General features: G+C 71.5%; 17 protein-coding genes and 1 pseudogene. 13 read left to right on the top strand and 5 right to left on the bottom strand.

Annotation, left to right across the window (positions count from 1 at the left end):
• Positions 1-78 precede the first annotated feature (78 nt).
• From AB0J10_RS21325 to AB0J10_RS21310, 4 genes are all read left to right on the top strand, one after another.
• Positions 79-603 carry a GNAT family N-acetyltransferase gene (locus tag AB0J10_RS21325; protein ID WP_363063810.1) on the top strand — a complete coding sequence of 175 codons (525 nt, stop codon included), beginning with the start codon at positions 79-81 and terminating at the stop codon, positions 601-603.
• A 105-nt stretch (positions 604-708) separates the two neighbouring features.
• Entirely contained in the window at positions 709-999 is a 291-nt protein-coding gene (locus tag AB0J10_RS21320) for a DUF4229 domain-containing protein (protein WP_363063808.1), read from the top strand.
• A 418-nt stretch (positions 1,000-1,417) separates the two neighbouring features.
• A complete protein-coding gene (locus AB0J10_RS21315) occupies positions 1,418-2,749 on the top strand; it encodes a dicarboxylate/amino acid:cation symporter (protein WP_363063806.1) in 1,332 nt (443 codons plus the stop codon).
• A 559-nt stretch (positions 2,750-3,308) separates the two neighbouring features.
• Positions 3,309-3,929, top strand: coding sequence for a TetR/AcrR family transcriptional regulator (locus AB0J10_RS21310; RefSeq protein WP_363063804.1), 621 nt, complete (start codon positions 3,309-3,311; stop codon positions 3,927-3,929).
• Between the two features lie 239 nt (positions 3,930-4,168).
• On the opposite strand, the gene AB0J10_RS21305 is transcribed toward AB0J10_RS21310, so the two are convergent.
• Positions 4,169-4,567, bottom strand: coding sequence for a DUF1992 domain-containing protein (locus AB0J10_RS21305; protein ID WP_363063802.1), 399 nt, complete (start codon positions 4,565-4,567; stop codon positions 4,169-4,171).
• A gap of 96 nt (positions 4,568-4,663) precedes the next feature.
• Between AB0J10_RS21305 and AB0J10_RS21300 the strand changes: the two are divergent.
• A pseudogene (locus AB0J10_RS21300) lies at positions 4,664-5,035 on the top strand (GNAT family N-acetyltransferase).
• 228 nt (positions 5,036-5,263) lie between these two features.
• On the opposite strand, the gene AB0J10_RS21295 reads toward AB0J10_RS21300, so the two are convergent.
• On the bottom strand, positions 5,264-5,467 hold the full coding sequence (locus AB0J10_RS21295; RefSeq protein WP_017948713.1) for a cold-shock protein: 204 nt from the start codon (positions 5,465-5,467) through the stop codon (positions 5,264-5,266).
• Positions 5,468-5,736: 269 nt separating this feature from the next.
• Here AB0J10_RS21295 and AB0J10_RS21290 point away from each other — a divergent pair, with 269 nt between their 5' ends.
• Positions 5,737-6,639: a menaquinone biosynthesis protein gene (locus AB0J10_RS21290; RefSeq protein WP_363063800.1), complete on the top strand. Its 903-nt coding sequence runs from the start codon at positions 5,737-5,739 to the stop codon at positions 6,637-6,639.
• A gap of 160 nt (positions 6,640-6,799) precedes the next feature.
• Here the strand turns inward: AB0J10_RS21290 and AB0J10_RS21285 are convergent, their stop codons facing one another.
• On the bottom strand, positions 6,800-7,831 hold the full coding sequence (locus tag AB0J10_RS21285; protein WP_363063798.1) for an alpha/beta hydrolase-fold protein: 1,032 nt from the start codon (positions 7,829-7,831) through the stop codon (positions 6,800-6,802).
• A 206-nt stretch (positions 7,832-8,037) separates the two neighbouring features.
• Here AB0J10_RS21285 and AB0J10_RS21280 point away from each other — a divergent pair, with 206 nt between their 5' ends.
• The 6 genes from AB0J10_RS21280 to AB0J10_RS21255 all read left to right on the top strand — a co-directional run bounded on the left by AB0J10_RS21280 (position 8,038) and on the right by AB0J10_RS21255 (position 14,526).
• Entirely contained in the window at positions 8,038-9,678 is a 1,641-nt protein-coding gene (locus AB0J10_RS21280; RefSeq protein WP_363063796.1) for a serine/threonine-protein kinase, read from the top strand.
• 149 nt (positions 9,679-9,827) lie between these two features.
• Complete coding sequence (gene mqnC, locus AB0J10_RS21275) at positions 9,828-11,027, top strand: cyclic dehypoxanthinyl futalosine synthase (RefSeq protein ID WP_363063794.1); 1,200 nt, start codon at positions 9,828-9,830, stop codon at positions 11,025-11,027.
• 7 nt (positions 11,028-11,034) lie between these two features.
• On the top strand, positions 11,035-11,685 hold the full coding sequence (locus AB0J10_RS21270) for a hypothetical protein (protein ID WP_363063792.1): 651 nt from the start codon (positions 11,035-11,037) through the stop codon (positions 11,683-11,685).
• Between the two features lie 173 nt (positions 11,686-11,858).
• On the top strand, positions 11,859-12,554 hold the full coding sequence (locus AB0J10_RS21265; protein ID WP_363063790.1) for a demethylmenaquinone methyltransferase: 696 nt from the start codon (positions 11,859-11,861) through the stop codon (positions 12,552-12,554).
• 18 nt (positions 12,555-12,572) lie between these two features.
• Complete coding sequence (locus AB0J10_RS21260) at positions 12,573-13,484, top strand: glutaminase (protein ID WP_363063788.1); 912 nt, start codon at positions 12,573-12,575, stop codon at positions 13,482-13,484.
• 133 nt (positions 13,485-13,617) lie between these two features.
• Positions 13,618-14,526: a zinc ribbon domain-containing protein gene (locus AB0J10_RS21255; RefSeq protein WP_363063786.1), complete on the top strand. Its 909-nt coding sequence runs from the start codon at positions 13,618-13,620 to the stop codon at positions 14,524-14,526.
• Here AB0J10_RS21255 and AB0J10_RS21250 read toward each other — a convergent pair.
• The gene (locus tag AB0J10_RS21250) at positions 14,516-15,028 is read right to left on the bottom strand and encodes a GNAT family N-acetyltransferase (protein ID WP_363063784.1); all 513 of its coding nucleotides are present in this window, start codon (positions 15,026-15,028) and stop codon (positions 14,516-14,518) included. The genes AB0J10_RS21255 and AB0J10_RS21250 overlap by 11 nt on opposite strands.
• 99 nt (positions 15,029-15,127) lie before the next feature.
• Between AB0J10_RS21250 and AB0J10_RS21245 the strand changes: the two genes are divergently transcribed.
• Positions 15,128-16,417, top strand: a complete 1,290-nt coding sequence (locus AB0J10_RS21245; RefSeq protein ID WP_363063782.1) for a geranylgeranyl reductase family protein — start codon at positions 15,128-15,130, stop codon at positions 16,415-16,417.
• 221 nt (positions 16,418-16,638) lie between these two features.
• On the opposite strand, the gene AB0J10_RS21240 is transcribed toward AB0J10_RS21245, so the two are convergent.
• A complete protein-coding gene (locus tag AB0J10_RS21240) occupies positions 16,639-17,424 on the bottom strand; it encodes a C40 family peptidase (protein ID WP_363063780.1) in 786 nt (261 codons plus the stop codon).
• Positions 17,425-17,860: the final 436 nt, after the last annotated feature.

The raw sequence follows: 17,860 nt of genomic DNA, 5'->3' as shown, positions 1-17,860 counted from the left end.
CCCACCCGCCCACGAGGGCGTGCCCGGCCCTTTCCAGGGGCGCCCGGGCGGGGGCCGGGGCGTTGTTATCGTCGGGTCATGGCTCTGGAATTCACGCTCGACCCACCCGTCGACCCCGCGCTCCGCGACGGGATCCTGGCGCTCTGGACCGACGTGAGCAACGCCGACGGGGCCGTCGGGTTCGTACCGCCGGTGAGCACGGAGGACGTGCGGCCCGAACTGGTGCGGCACCTGGTGGCGATGGCCGAGGGGCGGTCGAGACTGCTCGTCGGGCTCGACGAGGCCGGGCGGATCGCGGCCGCCGCGTTCCTCACGTTCAACGCGCACCGGCTGATGCGGCACTGGATCTGGCTCTACACGGTGATGGTCCACCCCCGGCACCAGGGCAAGGGCTACGGCCGGGACCTGCTCGCCGCGGCCGCCGGCGCCGCACGCGGGATGCGCGGCATCACCGCGATACGGCTCACCTGCCGCGGCGGCGCGGGGCTGGAGCGGTTCTACGCCTCGTGCGGCTACAAGGAGGTCGGGCGGGTGCCGGACGCGATCCGCGTCTCCGACGGCGACTACCGCGACGACATCACGATGCTGCTCCCCCTGCTGTGATCGTCCCGGGGCGCCGTCCGGGCCCGGCCTGCCGGAGCCGCCTGAAAGACCACAGTCGGGACGTGCTTCACTGGACGGGCGACTCAGTGAAGGAAAGGAGCCGTCGTGTCCGACAGCAAGACGAGCGCCACGCTCCGGTACACCCTCATGCGGCTCGGCGTCTTCGTCGGCTGCTTCTTCGTCCTGTGGGGGCTGGTGTACCTGCGCGTGCTACCGCGCGGTCTGGGCGACTCCAACCTGCTGTGGGTGCTCGTCCTGTCCGTCCTGATCTCGGCGCCGCTGAGCTTCGTCCTGCTGCGCAAGCAGCGCGAGGCGATGTCCGAGCAGATCGTCGCCAAGGTCGACCGGGCCAGGACCCGGCTGGAGGCCAACCGCACACGCGAGGACGTCCAGTAACCCGCGACGGCGTCCGCCGGCGGACGTAACCTTCGTCACGCCGAACTCCGTACACCTCGCCGCCCCGGCACGGGAGCACACGCTCCGGGCCGGGGCGGTGCTGTTTCCGGACTCGCCACGGCGTGATCCCGACCCAAAGCACGACTTTGAGGATCTCAAAGTTCAAGTGTTAACGTGTGGGCCATGACGACAGCAGCGTGCCCCGAAACGGTCATGAGCCCCCCGCTCGTGACGCGCCTGCGTGTCGGCCCGCGCCTCCCCCGCGCATCTCGCCGCGCTCGTGCCGGGGGCTCCCCCCGCACGTCGGCGGTCTGTTGCCGCTCGGTCTGACCCGGCAATCACACAGCGGCAGCTCCCGAGCGAACGGGTGCCGCACCCCCCTCCCCGCCTTTCCGATACGCCTCACCGGAGTGTGTCCGTGTCCGCGAACTCCGCGACGCCCACCCACACCAGCCGCATACCCAAGGTCCCGTTCTGGGCCCAGATAGTCGCCGGTCTGATCGCCGGCGTCCTGCTCGGCTGGCTTGCCCGGAGCCAGGACGTCACCTGGCTCCGCACGACCCTGGAGCAGGTCGGCGACATCTTCGTCCAGCTGCTGAAGCTGGCCGTCGCACCGCTCGTCTTCTTCGCGATCCTGGTGTCGATCACCAACCTGCGGAAGGTCAACAACGCCGCGCGGCTCGCCGGCCGCACCCTGCTGTGGTTCATGATCACCTCGCTGATCGCCGTGGCGATCGGCCTCGCGATCGGCCTGCTCACCAACCCCGGTGCGGGCACCGGTCTCACGCGGCAGGACGGCGAGAAGCCGGAGAAGGCCGGCTCCTGGATCGACTTCCTCACCGGAATCGTCCCCACGGACGTCATCACGCCCTTCACCGAGCTGAACGTCCTTCAGATCGTCTTCATGGCCGCCGTCGCCGGTGTCGCCGCGCTCAAGCTCGGTGACCGCGCCCAACCAATACTCAACGTCAGCGAGTCCGTGCTGGAGCTGCTCCAGAAGGCCCTGTGGTGGGTCATCCGACTCGCCCCCATCGGCACCGTCGGTCTGATCGGCCACGCGATCGCCGACTACGGCTGGGAGCTCATCGGCAAGTACGCGACCTTCACGGCCGACGTCTACATCGGCTGCGCGCTGGTCCTGTTCGGTGTGTACCCGCTGCTGCTGGCGACCGTCGCCAAGGTCAACCCGCTGCAGTTCTTCAAGGGCGCCTGGCCGGCCATACAGCTCGCCTTCGTCTCCCGCTCCTCGGTCGGCACCATGCCGGTCACCCAGAAGGTCACCGAACGCCTCGGCGTCCCGAAGGAGTACACCTCCTTCGCCGTGCCGTTCGGCGCGACGACCAAGATGGACGGCTGCGCCGCCATCTACCCGGCGCTTGCCGCGATCTTCATCGCGCAGATCTTCGACGTGCAGCTCGGCGTCCAGGACTACCTGCTCATCGCCTTCGTCTCGGTCGTCGGGTCCGCCGCCACCGCGGGTCTCACGGGGGCGACGGTCATGCTGACGCTGACCCTCTCCACGCTGGGCCTCCCGCTGGAGGGAGTGGGTCTGCTGATGGCCATCGACCCGATCCTGGACATGATCAGGACCGCGACGAACGTGGCGGGTCAGGCTGTGGTCCCGGTGATCGTCGCGGCCCGCGAGAAGATCCTCGACCGTGACGCGTACGACTCGGCCTCGTCCTCCCCGGTCGACGACGTCGAGGTGCACGAGCCCGTGCGGAAGGCGGCCGTCCCCGCCGCCGTGTGACGCCACATCCGCCCTGTGCCGGAGCCGGTCCGGCGGGCGTCGCGGTGCCCGTCGGAGGGCCGTGGGCGCGGAGCGTGAGCATCCGCCCGACGGGCTGTCCCCTGGTCCCCAGCGGCCGCGCGACGCCGGCTGCGGCACCTCGCTGCCTTGTCGGATCGCCCGAATACGCCCGGCATGAGGACGGCCCTCCGCCTTGCGATGCACCGCATCTGACGCCGCGCGCTGATCCACCGGTGATCATGGGACAGCCTTTAGACTGGCAAGATCATCGTTTTCGTCCGGAATCGGGAGATTCGCGCCATGTCGAAGCGAGGCAACAAGCGGCGGGCCAGGAAGAAGAGGAAGGCGAACCACGGCAAGCGCCCCAACGCCTGACCGTCCCGACGCCCCGACCGCCCGCGCCGATCCGGCGCGGTTCGCCCGAGGACCGGTCCGTGCACCGTGCGGACCGGTCCTCGACCTTTCCGCCCGGCGGCGGGCCTTAGGCTTACCGAACAGTAGATCGGTGGGCAGGGCCGGGAGGACGTCTGACGTGGATGGTGCCGGTAGGAGCAAGCGGATGCCGCGTGCCATGCGGGAGCAGCAGATGCTCGACGCCGCAGTGCAGACCTTCGGGCAACGGGGTTACCGCGCGGCGTCGATGGACGAGATCGCCGAGCTCGCGGGCGTGTCCAAACCGCTCGTCTACCTCTACCTGAATTCAAAGGAAGACCTCTTCACCGCCTGCATCCGCCGGGAGTCCGCGGCGCTGGTCGCGGCCGTGCGGGCGGCGGTCGACCCGGGGCTGCCGCCGGAGGGGCAGCTGTGGGAGGGCCTCGCCGCCTTCTTCCGGCACACCGCCGAGCACCCGGACGCGTGGGCCGTGCTGCACCGGCAGGCCCGAACGCACGGCGAGCCGTTCGCCGCCGAGGTGGCGGTGATGCGGGACGAGGTCGTTGCGTTCGTGACGGGGCTGATCGGGGAAGCGGCGCGTGGGACCCACGGGGAGGGCGAACTCGCCGGCAAGGACGTGGCGGGGCTCGCTCAGGCCCTGGTCGGCGCCGCGGAGTCGCTGGCCGGGTGGGCCAACGAAACGCCTGACGTCTCCGCGAGGGACGCGGCGGCGACGCTGATGAACTTCGCGTGGGAGGGTCTGGGGAACCTCATGAAGGGCGCGCGCTGGTCGCCGTCCGTCCGATGAGGTGCCCCGGGCCCGCCCCGGCACGACAGCGACGCCTACGCGGCCGCGCCGGCAACGGGGTGCCCCGGTCCTCCCGGCCGGTACCGCGCGCCTCGCCTCGCCGCGCTCCCCGCCCTCGCCGGGCGTGAGGGGCGGGCGGCGGGCCGATCCCGATCCGTGCGTCGGGCGGACGGGGCCCGACGGCGGTTCCGGGCGGCCCCAGGTCCGCCGGATCGCCGTGGGCCCCCGGGCAGGGCCCGTCAGCCCCGCCGGAGCCGCCATTCCCTGAGGACCTCGTCCAGGTCGTACGGCCTCCGGCCGAGCGGCGGGCCCGGGGGAGGCATCAGGAGCATGGCGGTGATCTTCTCGTTGATGTCCGTGATGATCCGGCGCACCGCGGCGTCCGAGGGCGCGCGGTACGCCTTCTCCAGCGCGTCCTCGGCCTCCTTGCGCAGGGCGAGGGCGGGCGGCAGGACGGCGATGCCTTCCTTGTGCATCTTGCCCTTGACCCACCAGAGTTCGTCGTACGGTGCCAGGTCGTCGGGCAGGGGCTTGCCGAAGCCCGGCAGATCCTCGAAGTCCCCGCGCTCGCGAGCGTCGCGGATCTGCTTGTCCACCCACGATTCGAAACTGACGCCCGGGGGTTTGCGCTCCGTCATGCCTCCCAGGGTACGGACGCGTACGGTCGCCGGTCAGGGCTCTGGAACACTCGAACCGTGCTGTGAAGAGAGGCGCCCGCGCAGGAATGGGAACGGATAGGCCGTTCCGGCACCGGATCGTGTCCGCCGGCGACACCTGTGCCTGGGACCCGGACACCTCCGAGCCGCGGCCCGCGCCCTGTGGACGGCCCCCCCACCGGGTCTTCGTGGCCGAGGACGGCACGCCGGTCGCGGCGGCGTAGGTACGGCCCAACCACGTCGGCCCGGCGGCGCACATCGCCGACGCGATCGACCGCGGGCGGCGGGACGGCTGCACCGGAATGGTCTTCAATGCCGTGGTGGAGACGAATCCCGCGACGCGCCTGTGGGAGGCACCGGGTTTCCGCGTCCTGGGGAACCGTCCCGGGCGCGTTCCGGCATCCGGAACACGGCGCGGTCGGGCTGCACATCATGTTCCGGGAGTTGTGAGCCGTCCGGGGGACTGCCCTTTCCTTTCCCGTTCACTGCTTCCCGTTCACCGTCTTTTCCCCGCCGGTTTCCGGTGCCTTGTTTCCGGCTTCGGTTTCCGGTCGTCCGGGTGACGGAGCCGCCTGGTCGACGGCTTTCGGAAAAGGCAGGAGCCCCGTCCCGTACGCGATGTACGGGCGGGGCCCCTTGGGTACTGCTAAGTCGTGCGCGATCGCCGACCCGGGCGCATCAGGCCGGGGTGACGTTCTCCGCCTGCGGGCCCTTCGGACCCTGGGTGACGTCGAAGTTCACGACCTGGTTCTCCTCGAGGGAGCGGAAGCCGGTCGCGTTGATCGCGGAGTAGTGGACGAAGACATCCGGGCCGCCGCCGTCCTGGGCGATGAAGCCGAAGCCCTTTTCAGCGTTGAACCACTTCACGGTTCCGGTAGCCATAAGCCCTCCTTGGGCCAAAGGGTTGCCCTGCTCCAGAACCTGCAAACAAGTCTGAAAACTACAAAAGCCTGCGGGTCACATGCTCCGCAGGCTCTGCACTGCAAGGGAAACCAAACTGCAACTTGCGCTGAGCCTAGCACGCACGGTGTTGTGATGGGTAGAGGGAAAGATCACGTCACCCGGACGTTTGATGCCGCCTTGACATGCTGACGCTCTAGGTGGGGTGCCCCGGCCATTCGAAGGCGTGCCCCCGGGTCTAGCCTCACGATGTGGACAGTCACGCAGAACCCGCGGAACGCGCGGAACACGCCGAGAACGCCGCCGGCCACGACCGCCGCAGTCGGCCCCGCGTCGGCCACATCCAGTTCCTGAACTGCCTGCCCCTGTACTGGGGCCTCGCCCGCACCGGGACGCTCCTTGATCTCGAGCTCACGAAGGACACGCCGGAGAAGCTCTCCGAGCGGCTGGTCGCCGGTGATCTCGATATCGGCCCGATCACCCTCGTGGAATATCTTCGCAACGCCGACGATCTCGTCGCTTTCCCCGATATCGCGGTCGGCTGCGACGGGCCGGTGATGTCCTGCGTGATCGTCTCGCAGCTGCCGCTGGAGCAGCTGGGCGGGGCCCGGGTCGCCCTCGGGTCCACCTCCCGCACCTCGGTGCGCCTGGCGCAGCTGCTGCTCGCCGATCAGTACGGAGTGGTGCCCGACTACTACACCTGCCCACCGGACCTGGGCGTGATGATGCAGGAGGCGGACGCGGCCGTGCTGATCGGCGATGCCGCGCTGCGGGCGTCGCTGCACGACGCGCCGAGGCTGGGGCTGCGGGTCCACGACCTGGGGCAGATGTGGAAGGACTGGACCGGTCTGCCGTTCGTCTTCGCGGTGTGGGCGGCCCGCAAGGACTACCTGCGGCGGGAGCCCCGGGGTGTGCGCAAGGTCCATGAGGCGTTTCTGGCCTCCCGGGACCTCTCCCTCCAGGAGGTCACGAAGGTCGCCGAGCAGGCGGCGCGCTGGGAGGCCTTCGACGCGGCACTGCTCGAGCGCTACTTCACGACCCTCGACTTCCGCTTCGGCCCGGAGCAGTTGGCCGGGGTCCGGGAGTTCGCCCGCAGGACCGGTCCGACGACGGGGTTCGCGCCGGACGTGGCGGTCGAACTGCTCGGCGTCTGACCTCCTCGCGGCGCCCGGGGCCCTGGCCTCGGGAAGGCTCCGACCCGGGACCCGGGAGCCGGGAGCCGGGAGCCGGGAGCCGGGAGCCGGGAGCCGGAACGCCGGTCGGAGGGCCGGGCGGCGGCGTGCACGCGGCACCCCCGGGGCCGCCCGGTGCGGGTCAGGGCGTGGGGACGGGCCCCTGCATATGGCGGCTGATCCACTCGATCGACCCGTCCTCCATGCCCTTCACATACGTCCTGGCGTTGTGCCCGCCGTCCTGGATGAGCTGCAGCCGGGTCTTCACGGGGCCCTTGGTGTGGTCCCGGATGAACGCCCGCACCTTGGGCAGTGCCGACTCCCTGGTCCCCGCCTGGAACGCCAGGTAGACGTCCGTGTCCTTGCCGCCCGGCTTCGAGCCGAGCGCCCTGGCGAGTCTTTCGGGGTCGTTGGCCGCCCGCTCCGCGGCGTGCCCGGCCCACAGGGGGGAGTCCGGCACGATGTCGGGTCCGGAGGCGATCACCGCCTTGAACCTGTCCGGGTGCTTCAGCACCGACTTCAGCCCGACGAAGGCCCCCGAGGAGGACCCCATGAACGCCCAGCCGTCCCGGGACGTGAACGTACGGAAATTGGCGCGGACGAAATCGGGCACGTCCTCGGTCATCCAGGTGCCCATTCTCGGTCGGCCGGGTATGTCGCTGCCGTCGTAGTAGTGCTTGTCATCCGGATTGAGCACCGGCATCACCACGATGAACGGAAGGCTCCTTCCTTCCTTCGACCAGCGGCTGATACTGCTCTGCAGCTTCAGGTCGGTGCCCATCCAGTAATTGTTCGGGTAGCCGTTGCCGCCCGGCAACGCGATCAGGACCGGGAAGCCGCTGTTCGCGTACTTCGGGTCGAAATACTGCGGTGGCGCCCACACCCAGACCTTTCCCGTGAATCCGGACTTTCTTCCGTGCAGCGTGGTGACGCCGATCCTGGTGCCGTCGTCGACGGTGTTCTGCGTGGTGAACTCGGCCTTCGGGCCGGTCGGCATCAGGGTCTTCGCGGCGGCCTCCGCGGCGGCCGCGCCGCCCTTGCCGCCGTCCCGGTCGGCAGGGGCGGCGGACGGCCCTTCGAAGGTGACGGGCTCCCCTTCGGTCGAGCATCCCGACGCGAGCGCGACGGCGCCGAGGACGACGGTGGCGATGAGTACCTTGGACTGCCGTTTCATGGCGTACTCCGTTTGTGCGGTGATGAGCGCGTTTCGCGGGGTTACAGGCGCGGTGGGCGGTTCACGACCAGGGAGATGCGGGCCCTGGCCGATCGGTTGGTCCCGCACCGGGCCCAATCCCGGTGATTCGGACCACGCGTGGGCCTACGCTGCTGGACGGAACGGACGCGCCCCGCAGGCCGCCGTGACAGGGGGAGGGGAAGCGCATGCAGCCGTTGGAAGCCGGCGAACCGCGGACCATCGGCGCCTACCGGCTGCTGGGCAGGCTCGGCGCGGGCGGAATGGGCCGGGTCTATCTCGCCCGCAGCGAGGGCGGCCGCACGGTCGCGGTGAAGGTCGTCCATCCCCACTTCGCGCTCGACGAGCAGTTCCGGGCACGGTTCCGGCGCGAGGTGGCGGCGGCGAGGCGGGTGGGAGGGGCCTGGACGGCTCCCGTCCTCGACGCCGACCCCGATGCGCCCGTGCCCTGGGTGGCCACCGGCTTCGTCGCCGGACCCGCACTCGGCGCGGCGGTGGCCGGGCACGGGCCACTGCCCGAGCACACGGTCCGGACCCTGGGCGCCGGGCTGGCGGAGGCGCTGGCCGCCGTCCACTCGGCCGGGCTCGTCCACCGCGACGTGAAGCCGTCCAACGTGCTGCTGACCCTGGACGGTCCCCGGCTCATCGACTTCGGCATCGCCCGGGCCACCGACGGCACGGCGTCCCTCACCACGACCGGCGTCTCCGTCGGCTCCCCCGGCTACATGGCGCCCGAGCAGATCACCGGTGGGGGAGAGCCGGCCGGCGCGGCGGACGTCTTCTCGCTCGGCGCCGTCCTCGCCTACGCGGCGACGGGTGCCGCACCGTTCCCCGGCGACTCCTCGGCCGCACTGCTCTACAAAGTGGTCCACGAGGAGCCCGAGCTGGGCTCGCTCACCGGTGAACTGCGGGAGCTCGTCGCCGGCTGCCTGGCCAAGGACCCGGCCGCCCGTCCGGGGCCCACCGCACTTGCCCGCCGGCTCGCCCCGGCCGGAGCCGGGGCGCTCGTGGCGGCGGGCTGGCTGCCCGGGCCGCTGGTGGAGCAGGTCAGCAGGACCGCGGTCCTGCTGCTCGACCTGGAGCCGGCGTCCGCCGAGGACCCCGTGGTGTCGGGGCCGGTGCCGTTCACCAGTCAGGCCCTGGGCGTTTTCGGCCCGCCGATCGACCCCGCGCCCGCGTCGCCGCCTCCCCTGCCGACGCCTCCCCCGCAGCGGGTGTCCGCGGACGCGAAGGCCGGCGGGCGTCTGTCCCTCTCGGTCACGACCCGCCGCGAGAGCGACGACCCGGGAGGCTCCCGCAAGGTCAGCTGCACCGTGGCCCTCGCCGTGGCCGGCGCGCTCGCCGCGGTGACCGTGGGCGCCGTGGTCCTTCTCGACCTCTTCCCCGGCGGTGGCGGCGGCCACGACGGCACCGCGGCCCGGCCGCCCGCGTCCTCGGAGACCGGCGCTCCCTCCGCAGGCGGGACGGGCCAGGCCGAGGTGCCGGCGGCCTTCGCGGGCACCTGGGAGGGCAGCGTCACGGCGGCCGGACTGCCGGCGGGCACGATGAAGGTCACCATCGAGCCGGGCGGGCGCACCGGCGAGCAGGTCGGCACGGCCGAACAGACCGACATCCTGGGCAATTTCATCTGCGAGGACCTGCTGACCGCCATCCGCGTCGACGCCCGCACCCTCGTCGTCGACGCCCGCCGCGGGCCGCGCAGCAAGGGCATGTGCAGCGAGAGCACCAAGGGCCTGCGTCTCGAACTGGGCGGTGGGACGCTGCGGTACGTCTCGGCCGACGCCCGCGCCGGCAATCCGGTCGGCGACCTCACCCGCAGCGGCGGATGAGAGCGGGCCGTCCACCGGCATGCGCGAAGTCCCGGCGGGGGCCGGACCGGGCCGGCCGCCGAGGTGCCGCCGAGGGCCGGGCGCAGCGCCTGTCGTAGGCTGGCCCGGTCCGGTAACGCCCTGTTCCACCACCGAAAGGTGACACCCCGGTGACCCAGAAGGCCGACCTCCAGTCCGTCCTGGACCGTGCCGCCGAGGGCGGGCGGATCACCCCCGAGGAGGCGCTCGACCTCTACCGCTCCGCTCCGCTGCACGCGCTGGGCGCCGCCGCGGACGCAGTGCGCCGCCGCCGTTACGCCGGTACCGAGCACATCGCGACGTACATCATCGAGCGCAACATCAACTACACCAACGTCTGCGTCACGGCCTGCAAGTTCTGCGCCTTCTACGCCCCGCCCAAGGACACCGCCAAGGGCTGGACCCGCGACCTCGACGACATCCTGCGGCGCTGCGCCGAGACGGTGGAGCTCGGGGGCACGCAGATCATGTTCCAGGGCGGTCACCACCCGGACTACGGCGTCGAGTACTACGAGAAGCACTTCGCCGCAATCAAGAAGGAGTTCCCGCAGCTGGTCATCCACTCCCTCGGCGCGTCCGAGGTGGAGCACATGGCCAGGATCTCGGGAGTGTCCGTGGAGGAGGCCGTCCGGCGCATCAGCGCGGCCGGTCTCGACTCCTTCGCGGGTGCCGGCGCCGAACTGCTGCCTGAGCGGCCGCGCAAGGCGATCGCCCCGCTGAAGGAGTCCGGCGAGCGCTGGCTGGAGATCATGGAGGTGGCGCACGGGCTCGGTGTGGAGTCGACGTCCACGATGCTGATGGGCACCGGCGAGACCAACGCGGAGCGTATCGAGCACCTGCGGATGATCCGCGACGTGCAGGACCGGACGGGCGGCTTCCGGGCCTTCATCCCGTACACGTACCAGCCGGAGAACAACCACCTCAAGGGCCGGACGCAGGCGACGATCTTCGAGTACCTGCGGATGATCGCGATCGCCCGGCTGTTCTTCGACAACGTCGCCCACATCCAGGGCTCCTGGCTGACCACGGGCAAGGAGATCGGCCAGCTGTCGCTGCACTACGGCGCGGACGACCTGGGATCGATCATGCTGGAGGAGAACGTGGTCTCCTCAGCGGGCGCCAGGCACCGCTCCAACCGGCAGGAGATCATCGACCTGATCCGCCGCGCGGACCGCGTCCCGGCCCAGCGCACGACGACGTACGAGCACATCGTCGTGCACGACGACCCGGCGGACGACCCGGCCGACGACCGCGTCGTGTCGCACATCTCGTCGACGGCGATCGAGGGCGGCACGGCGCACCCGGAGCTGAAGCTGCTCAACGCCAACTGAGTGCTCCGTGCTGACGATTCACGTGGCGGACCTGCTGCTGCCCGACGGTCGGGGAGCCCCCGTGCCGGGCGGCGCGGTCGCCGTCCGGGGGAGCGCGATCGCCGCCGTGGGCCCCTACGAGGAGGTGGCCGCCGCCCATCCGGGGGCCCGCGTACGGCGCTGGCCCGGGGTGCTGACGCCGGGCCTGTGCAATGCGTACGGGCCTGAGCTGCTGGAACGCGCCTACCACCCCGACCCCCGCGAGGCAGGCGAGCTGGGCACCGGGCCGCTCACCGGCGCCGCGCTCGCCGCGCTGGACATGACGGACGCCCGGTGGGGAGCCAGTGCGCGGCGCGGTGCGCAGCGGATGCTGGCGCACGGAACGGTAGCGGTGGCCGGGGACCTCCGGCGCGGCGCGGTCCTCGACGCGGTGACCCGAGTCGGGCTCGCCTGCGAGGAGCGCTGCACGGAGCCGGGAGGACCGCCGTCCCTGGACCCGTTCGCGGGCGGCCCCGTGGCCGAGGCGTTCCGGGCGCCGCTGGGTCCCGGCGCTGACGCGGACTTCGCGGTCTTCGACGTACCGGTGGGCGGCGACCCCCGCGCCGCCCTGCGCGAGCACGGCGCCCGCAGCTGCGTCGCCACCGTCCTCCGCGGCCGGCTGGTGCACCGGCGGCGCTGAGGGTCCGCCCCCGGGGCGAAGGTCCCGTCCGGCCGGGGCGGACGAGGCTGCTTCCCGAAGTACGCCCCGGCCGGGTCCGGAACCACCGGCACGCCCCCGCCGGGCCCGCCGCGGTGTGCCTGAGACAATGGCCGGCGTACCGTCCGCACCCGACACTGCGAGGCCGAACGCCAGTGACCCGCGCTTCCCTCGACAAGCAGCCGCACGAAGTCGCCTCGATGTTCGACGATGTCGCGGCGAACTACGACCTCACCAACGATGTGCTCTCGCTCGGCCAGGACCGGCGCTGGCGCCGGGAGGTCGCCAAGGCGGTGGGGGCACGGCCCGCCGAGCGAGTGCTGGACCTGGCGGCCGGGACCGGCACGTCCTCGCTGCCCTTCACCCGCACCGGCGCGTACGTCGTGCCCTGCGACTTCTCGCTCGGCATGCTCCACGAGGGCAAGAGGCGGCACCCGTGGCTGCCGCTGACCGCCGGCGACGCGACGAGGCTCCCCTTCCGGGACGACTCCTTCGACGCCGTGACGATCAGCTTCGGGCTGCGCAACGTCCGGGACACCGAGCGGGCCCTGCGGGAGTTGTACCGGGTGACGAAGCCGGGCGGCCGCGTGGTCGTCTGCGAGTTCTCGCACCCGACGTGGGCGCCGTTCCGTACCGTGTACGAGGAGTACCTGATGCGGGCCCTGCCGCCCGTCGCCCGCGCGGTCTCGTCCAATCCCGACGCGTACGTCTACCTCGCCGAGTCGATCCGGTCCTGGCCCGAGCAGGCGGAGCTCGCCGGAATGCTCCAGAAGGCCGGCTGGTCGAGGGTGGCCTGGCGCAATCTGAGCGGCGGGATCGTCGCGCTGCACCGCGGCACCAAGCCCCAGTAAGTCCCCGGGGACCGCACCATGGACTACCAGGCGATCCTGGAAAGGATCGAGAAGGACGTCGCACCGCTGGTCGGCAGCGGCACCCCGGCCGAGTACATCCCGGCCCTGGCCGCCGTCGACCCGGGGCACTTCGGCATGGCCATCGCCGACCTCGACGGAAAGGTCCACGGCGTCGGCGACTGGGAGCGGCCCTTCTCCACCCAGTCGGTCACCAAGGTCTTCGCCCTGGCCCTCGCCCTCTCCCTGGGCGGCGACAGCCTCTGGGAGCACGTGGGCCGGGAACCCTCCGGCAATCCGTTCAACTCACTGGTGCAGCTGGAGTACGAGAACGGCATCCCGCGCAATCCGTTCATCAACGCCGGGGCCCTCGTCGTCACCGACCGGCTGCTGACCCTGACCGGCGACGCGAGCAGCGAGGTGCTGGAGTTCCTGCGGCAGGAGAGCGGCAACCCGGAGCTGGCCTTCGACCCGGAGGTCGCCGGGTCCGAGTCCGCGCACGGAGACCGCAATGCCGCGCTGGCCCACTTCATGGCCTCGTACGGCAACATCGCCAATTCCGTTCCGGCGCTGCTCGACCACTACTTCTGGCAGTGCTCGATCGAGATGAACTGCGCCGATCTCGCCCGTGCGGCCCGTTTCCTGGCCCGTCACGGACTGCGGGCCGACGGCAGCCGGCTGCTGACCCGAAGCGAGGCGAAGCAGGTCAACGCGGTGATGCTCACCTGTGGCACCTACGACGCCGCGGGCGAGTTCGCCTACCGGGTCGGGCTGCCCGGCAAGAGCGGGGTCGGCGGCGGGATCGTGGCGGTCGTGCCGGGGCGGTGCACGTTGTGCGTGTGGAGCCCGGGACTGGACGGACAGGGCAACTCGGTGGCGGGCGTGGCGGCGCTGGACCGGTTCACGACGCTGACCGGGCTGTCGGTGTTCTGACCGTACGGGAGCACGCGGGGCCCCCGCCCGCGAAGGCAACCGCTCTGTGGGGAAAGCGCGTTGACGGGAACCGGCGGGCGGGCAGGATGGGTCGTTCACACCGGCCGCTTCCGATTTCCCCCTGGAGCTCCCCTTGGCGTCGAACTGCCCCTACTGCGGGAACACCTCCCCGGCCGAGGCGCGCTTCTGCATGACGTGCGGACGGGAGCGCCCGCAGCCGGCCGCGGCGGCCTCGTACAGCCCCACCTGGGTGGGCCCCGGTGCTCCGCCGCCGGCCGCGCCGCCCGCCGCGGCGCCGGGGCGCAGCCGCGCGCTCGTGTGGGGCGGGACCCTGACGGCGGCACTCGTGCTCGGCGCGGGCACCACCGCGGGCGTGCTGCTGCTCAGGGACGAGGGTTCCCGGCCCGTACCGGGGGACCGGCCCGCGGCGGCCGCCCCGGCGCGTCCCGCACCCGCCGCCACGAGCCCCACGGGCGCACCGCTCGCCAGTCCCGCGCCCGCCCGGACGGCTCCATCCGCGGCCGCACCGGCCCGGCCCGGGACGGCGGGCACCGGCGCCCCGGGCGGCGGCGACCCGGGTGTGCCCGAGGGCTTCAAGCGCGTGAACGACCCGGCCGGCTTCTCCTTCGCGATCCCGTCGGTCTGGTACCGCCAGAAGGAGGTGAACGGGCAGATCACCTACGCCGGTTCCACGGGGATGTCCCACCTCCTCGTCGGCGTGGTGCGGTCCGCCCCGTACACGTCACTGGAGAACCTCACCGCCATCGAGGCCAGGTCCCGTTCCAGGAACGCCGACTACCGGCGGCTGCGGCTGGAGACGAACACCTTCCACGGGCGCCCGGGGGCGGTCTGGGAGTACACCTACACGCACGCCGCGTCCGGCGAGACGATCCACGGCATCGACCAGTCGTACATCGCCGAGGACGGCACCGAGTACGCGATCTACTTCAGGGAACGCGACCTGTACTGGGCGGACACCGCGCACGTCTTCGAGACGGCCCTGGCGACCTGGACCGCGGACCCGGCTTTCGCTACAGGGTGAGCCGGAAGCAGAGTCCCTTGCGTTCGGAGTCCGGGACGGCGTACGTCTCGGCGAGTTCCATGCCCAGGCGCCTGGTCACGGCGATCGACCGCTGGTTGCGGGAGTCGACCATCGCGACCACGGAGGGAACGCCGGCCGCGCGCAGCCGGTCCAGGGTCGTCCGGGCGGCGGAGGTCGCGTAGCCGCGGCCCCAGTACGGCCGCGCGAGGCGCCAGCCGATCTCGATCTCGCCGACCGGACCGAACGACTCGTGCGGCCAGGGCTGCGCGCCGGTGAAGCCGAAGACCTCGCCCGCCCCGTCGAACAGCGTCCACAGGCAGAAGCCCCGTTCCGCGTCGTGCCTCCGCTGCCGCGCGGTGAGCTCCTCGTACACGGACACCTCGGCGGACCTGCCCCCGTGGAACTCCATCACCTCGGGGTCGTCGAAGACGCGGTGCCAGGCGAACGCGTCCTCCTCGGTGGGCACGCGGAGTTGAACGACGGGGAGAGACGCTGCGGTCATCGCGGGGGAGCCCTTCGGTCGCCGGTCGGTACGCCCCCATAGACTGCACATGACCTGTGCCGCACGGCACGTGAATTCGAGTCTTCGGGAGAACCCGCCGTGACCGAGACGACCCCCTCCGAGCACACCGCAGATGTGATCGTCGTCGGGGCAGGCCCGGCCGGTTCGACGACCGCCTACTACCTGGCCAAGTCCGGCCTGGACGTACTGCTTCTCGAGAAGACGGCGTTCCCTCGCGAGAAGGTCTGCGGCGACGGGCTCACGCCCCGCGCCACCAAGCAGCTGGTCGCCATGGGCATCGACGTCTCCGAGGAGGCCGGCTGGCTGCGCAACAAGGGGCTGCGGATCATCGGCGGCGGTGTCCGGCTGCAGCTGGACTGGCCGGAGCTGGCCAGCTACCCGGACTACGGACTCGTCCGCAAGCGGGACGACTTCGACGAGCAGCTGGCGCGGCAGGCGCAGAAGGCCGGCGCCCGGCTGTACGAGCGCTGCAACGTCGGCGCGCCCGTCATCGACGACCGGACCGGCCGGATCACCGGTGTCCACGCCAAGCTCGGTGAGGAGAAGCGGGAGGTCACCTTCCACGCCCCGCTGGTCGTCGCCGCCGACGGCAACTCCTCCCGGATCTCCCTCGCCATGGGACTGCACCGGCGTGAGGACCGCCCCATGGGCGTCGCCGTCCGCACGTACTTCACCAGCCCGCGGCACGACGACGACTACCTGGAGTCGTGGCTGGAGCTGTGGGACCGCCGCGGTCCGGGGGAGGACCGGCTGCTGCCCGGCTACGGCTGGATCTTCGGCATGGGCGACGGCACCTCCAACGTCGGCCTCGGGGTCCTGAACACCTCGGCGTCCTTCAAGGAGCTCGACTGGCGCGAGGTCCTGAAGGCCTGGTGCGCCTCGATGCCGGAGGACTGGGGCTACGTACCCGACAACATGACCGGCCCGATCCGCGGCGCCGCGCTCCCCATGGCCTTCAACCGGCAGCCGCACTACACCAGGGGCCTGCTGCTCGTCGGCGACGCGGGCGGTCTGGTCAACCCGTTCAACGGCGAGGGCATCGCCTACGCCATGGAGTCCGGCCAGATCGCCGCCGACGTCATCGTCCAGGCCCACGCCCGGGCCACCCCCGCCCAGCGGGAAATGGCCCTGCACAACTACCCGAAGGTCCTGAAGGACACCTACGGCGGCTACTACACGCTGGGCCGGGCGTTCGTGAAGCTCATCGGCAACCCGAAGGTCATGAAGATCGCCACGCAGCGGGGGCTGACGCACCCGCTGCTGATGAGGTTCACCCTGAAGATGCTGGCGAACCTCACCGACCCGTCGGGCGGCGACGCGATGGACCGGATCATCAACGGTCTCTCCAAGGTGGCCCCGAAGGCCTGACACACGAAGCCCGGAGGAGGGCGGGTGCCCGGCCTACCGGAGCCGGGCACCCGCCCTCCGGCCGTTCTCCGGGCTTCTCCGGCCCCGGCCGCCCCCAGGGGCCCCGAGACCGCCCGGAGGGACGACGAAAGGCCACCGGCCCCCTGGACGGGGGACGGTGGCCTCGTGCGACTGCGGTCCGGGATGAACCGGATGCCGCGGGAGAACCGCTGCGAAACCGCTCAGAGGACGCGAACGGCGCCGCTCGCCGGGTAGCCGGAAAGCTCCTGGATGACGACGCCCTTGCTCGGGTTGGCGGCGTCGAGGTACTTGCCGTCGCCGATGTAGACACCCGTGTGGTACGCGGAGCCGGCGCCGCCCCAGTAGAGGATGTCGCCGACCTGGAGGTTGTTCAGGGAGACCTGGGTGCCGGCCACCGACTGGTCCTGGGAGACGCGCGGCAGGTCGATGCCGACCTGGCGGAACGCGGCCTGGACGAGGCTGGAGCAGTCCCACGAGTTGGGGCCGGTGGCGCCCATGACGTAGGCGTCGCCGAGCTGCGCCTTGAGGAAGGCGACGACGGTCGCGGCGGAGCCGGACGCGTTGGAGACGGTGGAGAGGGTGGTGCGCTCGGCGGAGCGTGAGGAACGCTCCTCGACCGCGGCGCGGGCGGCCTCCTCGGCCTTCCGCTCGGCCTCCGCCTTGCGCTCGGCCTCGGCCTTGGCCTTCTTCGCGGCCTTGGCGGCCTTGGCCGCGGCGGCGTTCTCCTGGGTCTGCAGATCGAGGTCCAGGGCCGCCTGCTGGCTCGCCTCGGCGGAGAGGGCGACAGCGCCGGCGAGCTCCGGGCTGTCGAAGGTGAGCGCGGGCATCTCGATGGTCTCGGTCACCGGCTCGGCGTTCGCCGGCCCGGCGCTTCCGGCCACCGCGATGGTGCTGAGGACGCCACCGGCAACTCCGGCGCGCAGCGCGAGCTTCGAGGAGCTGCGGCGGGGCTTCCGGTGGCTACGTATGTGAGCGGTGTGGGACATGGGTACAACCGCTATCAGGGCTCCGCGGTTCCCTTCAAGAAACGTGGCTTCCACCACAGTTGCCGCCGCGAGTGCCCGAATGTGCCTGTGTGCCGCCCTTATTGACGCCGTAACGGGCAAAACGGGCAGGCGTGATCAGGGCCGTGATCACGGTCTTTCGCGAAAAGGTCCGTATTGCCCGTCGCTTACCACCCCTTCACACCGATGGCCAAGCCCCGGTTTTTGGGGCGGCGGCCCGAGTGGCGCAGGTCACAGAATGATCACCGTTGATGGCCCTCCGGGTGCTCGTGAACATGTGCACGCGTCCACCTCCGTACGCCCTGCCCCTCGCGTGGGTGACGGCCGCCCTCTATCACCCGGTCCGGTCCATCGCCAATTTGCCTGGACGGCGTCGCCCCTGCTAGTGAATCCCGCCTCTGACCAGCGGCAACGATCG

Source organism: Streptomyces sp. NPDC049887, from assembly GCF_040656535.1.
Classification (GTDB): Bacteria; Actinomycetota; Actinomycetes; order Streptomycetales; family Streptomycetaceae; genus Streptomyces.
This window is presented reverse-complemented; position numbering and strand designations above follow the sequence as displayed.

What these genes read in the sequence shown, in the direction of transcription:
- AB0J10_RS21325 (WP_363063810.1), top strand. Translation starts at nt 79, where the DNA reads ATGGCTCTGGAATTCACGCTCGACCCACCCGTCGACCCCGCGCTCCGC.
- AB0J10_RS21310 (WP_363063804.1), top strand. Translation starts at nt 3,309, where the DNA reads ATGCCGCGTGCCATGCGGGAGCAGCAGATGCTCGACGCCGCAGTGCAG.
- AB0J10_RS21305 (WP_363063802.1), bottom strand. Translation starts at nt 4,567, where the DNA reads ATGACGGAGCGCAAACCCCCGGGCGTCAGTTTCGAATCGTGGGTGGAC.
- AB0J10_RS21295 (WP_017948713.1), bottom strand. Translation starts at nt 5,467, where the DNA reads ATGGCTACCGGAACCGTGAAGTGGTTCAACGCTGAAAAGGGCTTCGGC.
- AB0J10_RS21285 (WP_363063798.1), bottom strand. Translation starts at nt 7,831, where the DNA reads ATGAAACGGCAGTCCAAGGTACTCATCGCCACCGTCGTCCTCGGCGCC.
- AB0J10_RS21280 (WP_363063796.1), top strand. Translation starts at nt 8,038, where the DNA reads ATGCAGCCGTTGGAAGCCGGCGAACCGCGGACCATCGGCGCCTACCGG.
- AB0J10_RS21260 (WP_363063788.1), top strand. Translation starts at nt 12,573, where the DNA reads ATGGACTACCAGGCGATCCTGGAAAGGATCGAGAAGGACGTCGCACCG.
- AB0J10_RS21250 (WP_363063784.1), bottom strand. Translation starts at nt 15,028, where the DNA reads ATGACCGCAGCGTCTCTCCCCGTCGTTCAACTCCGCGTGCCCACCGAG.
- AB0J10_RS21240 (WP_363063780.1), bottom strand. Translation starts at nt 17,424, where the DNA reads ATGTCCCACACCGCTCACATACGTAGCCACCGGAAGCCCCGCCGCAGC.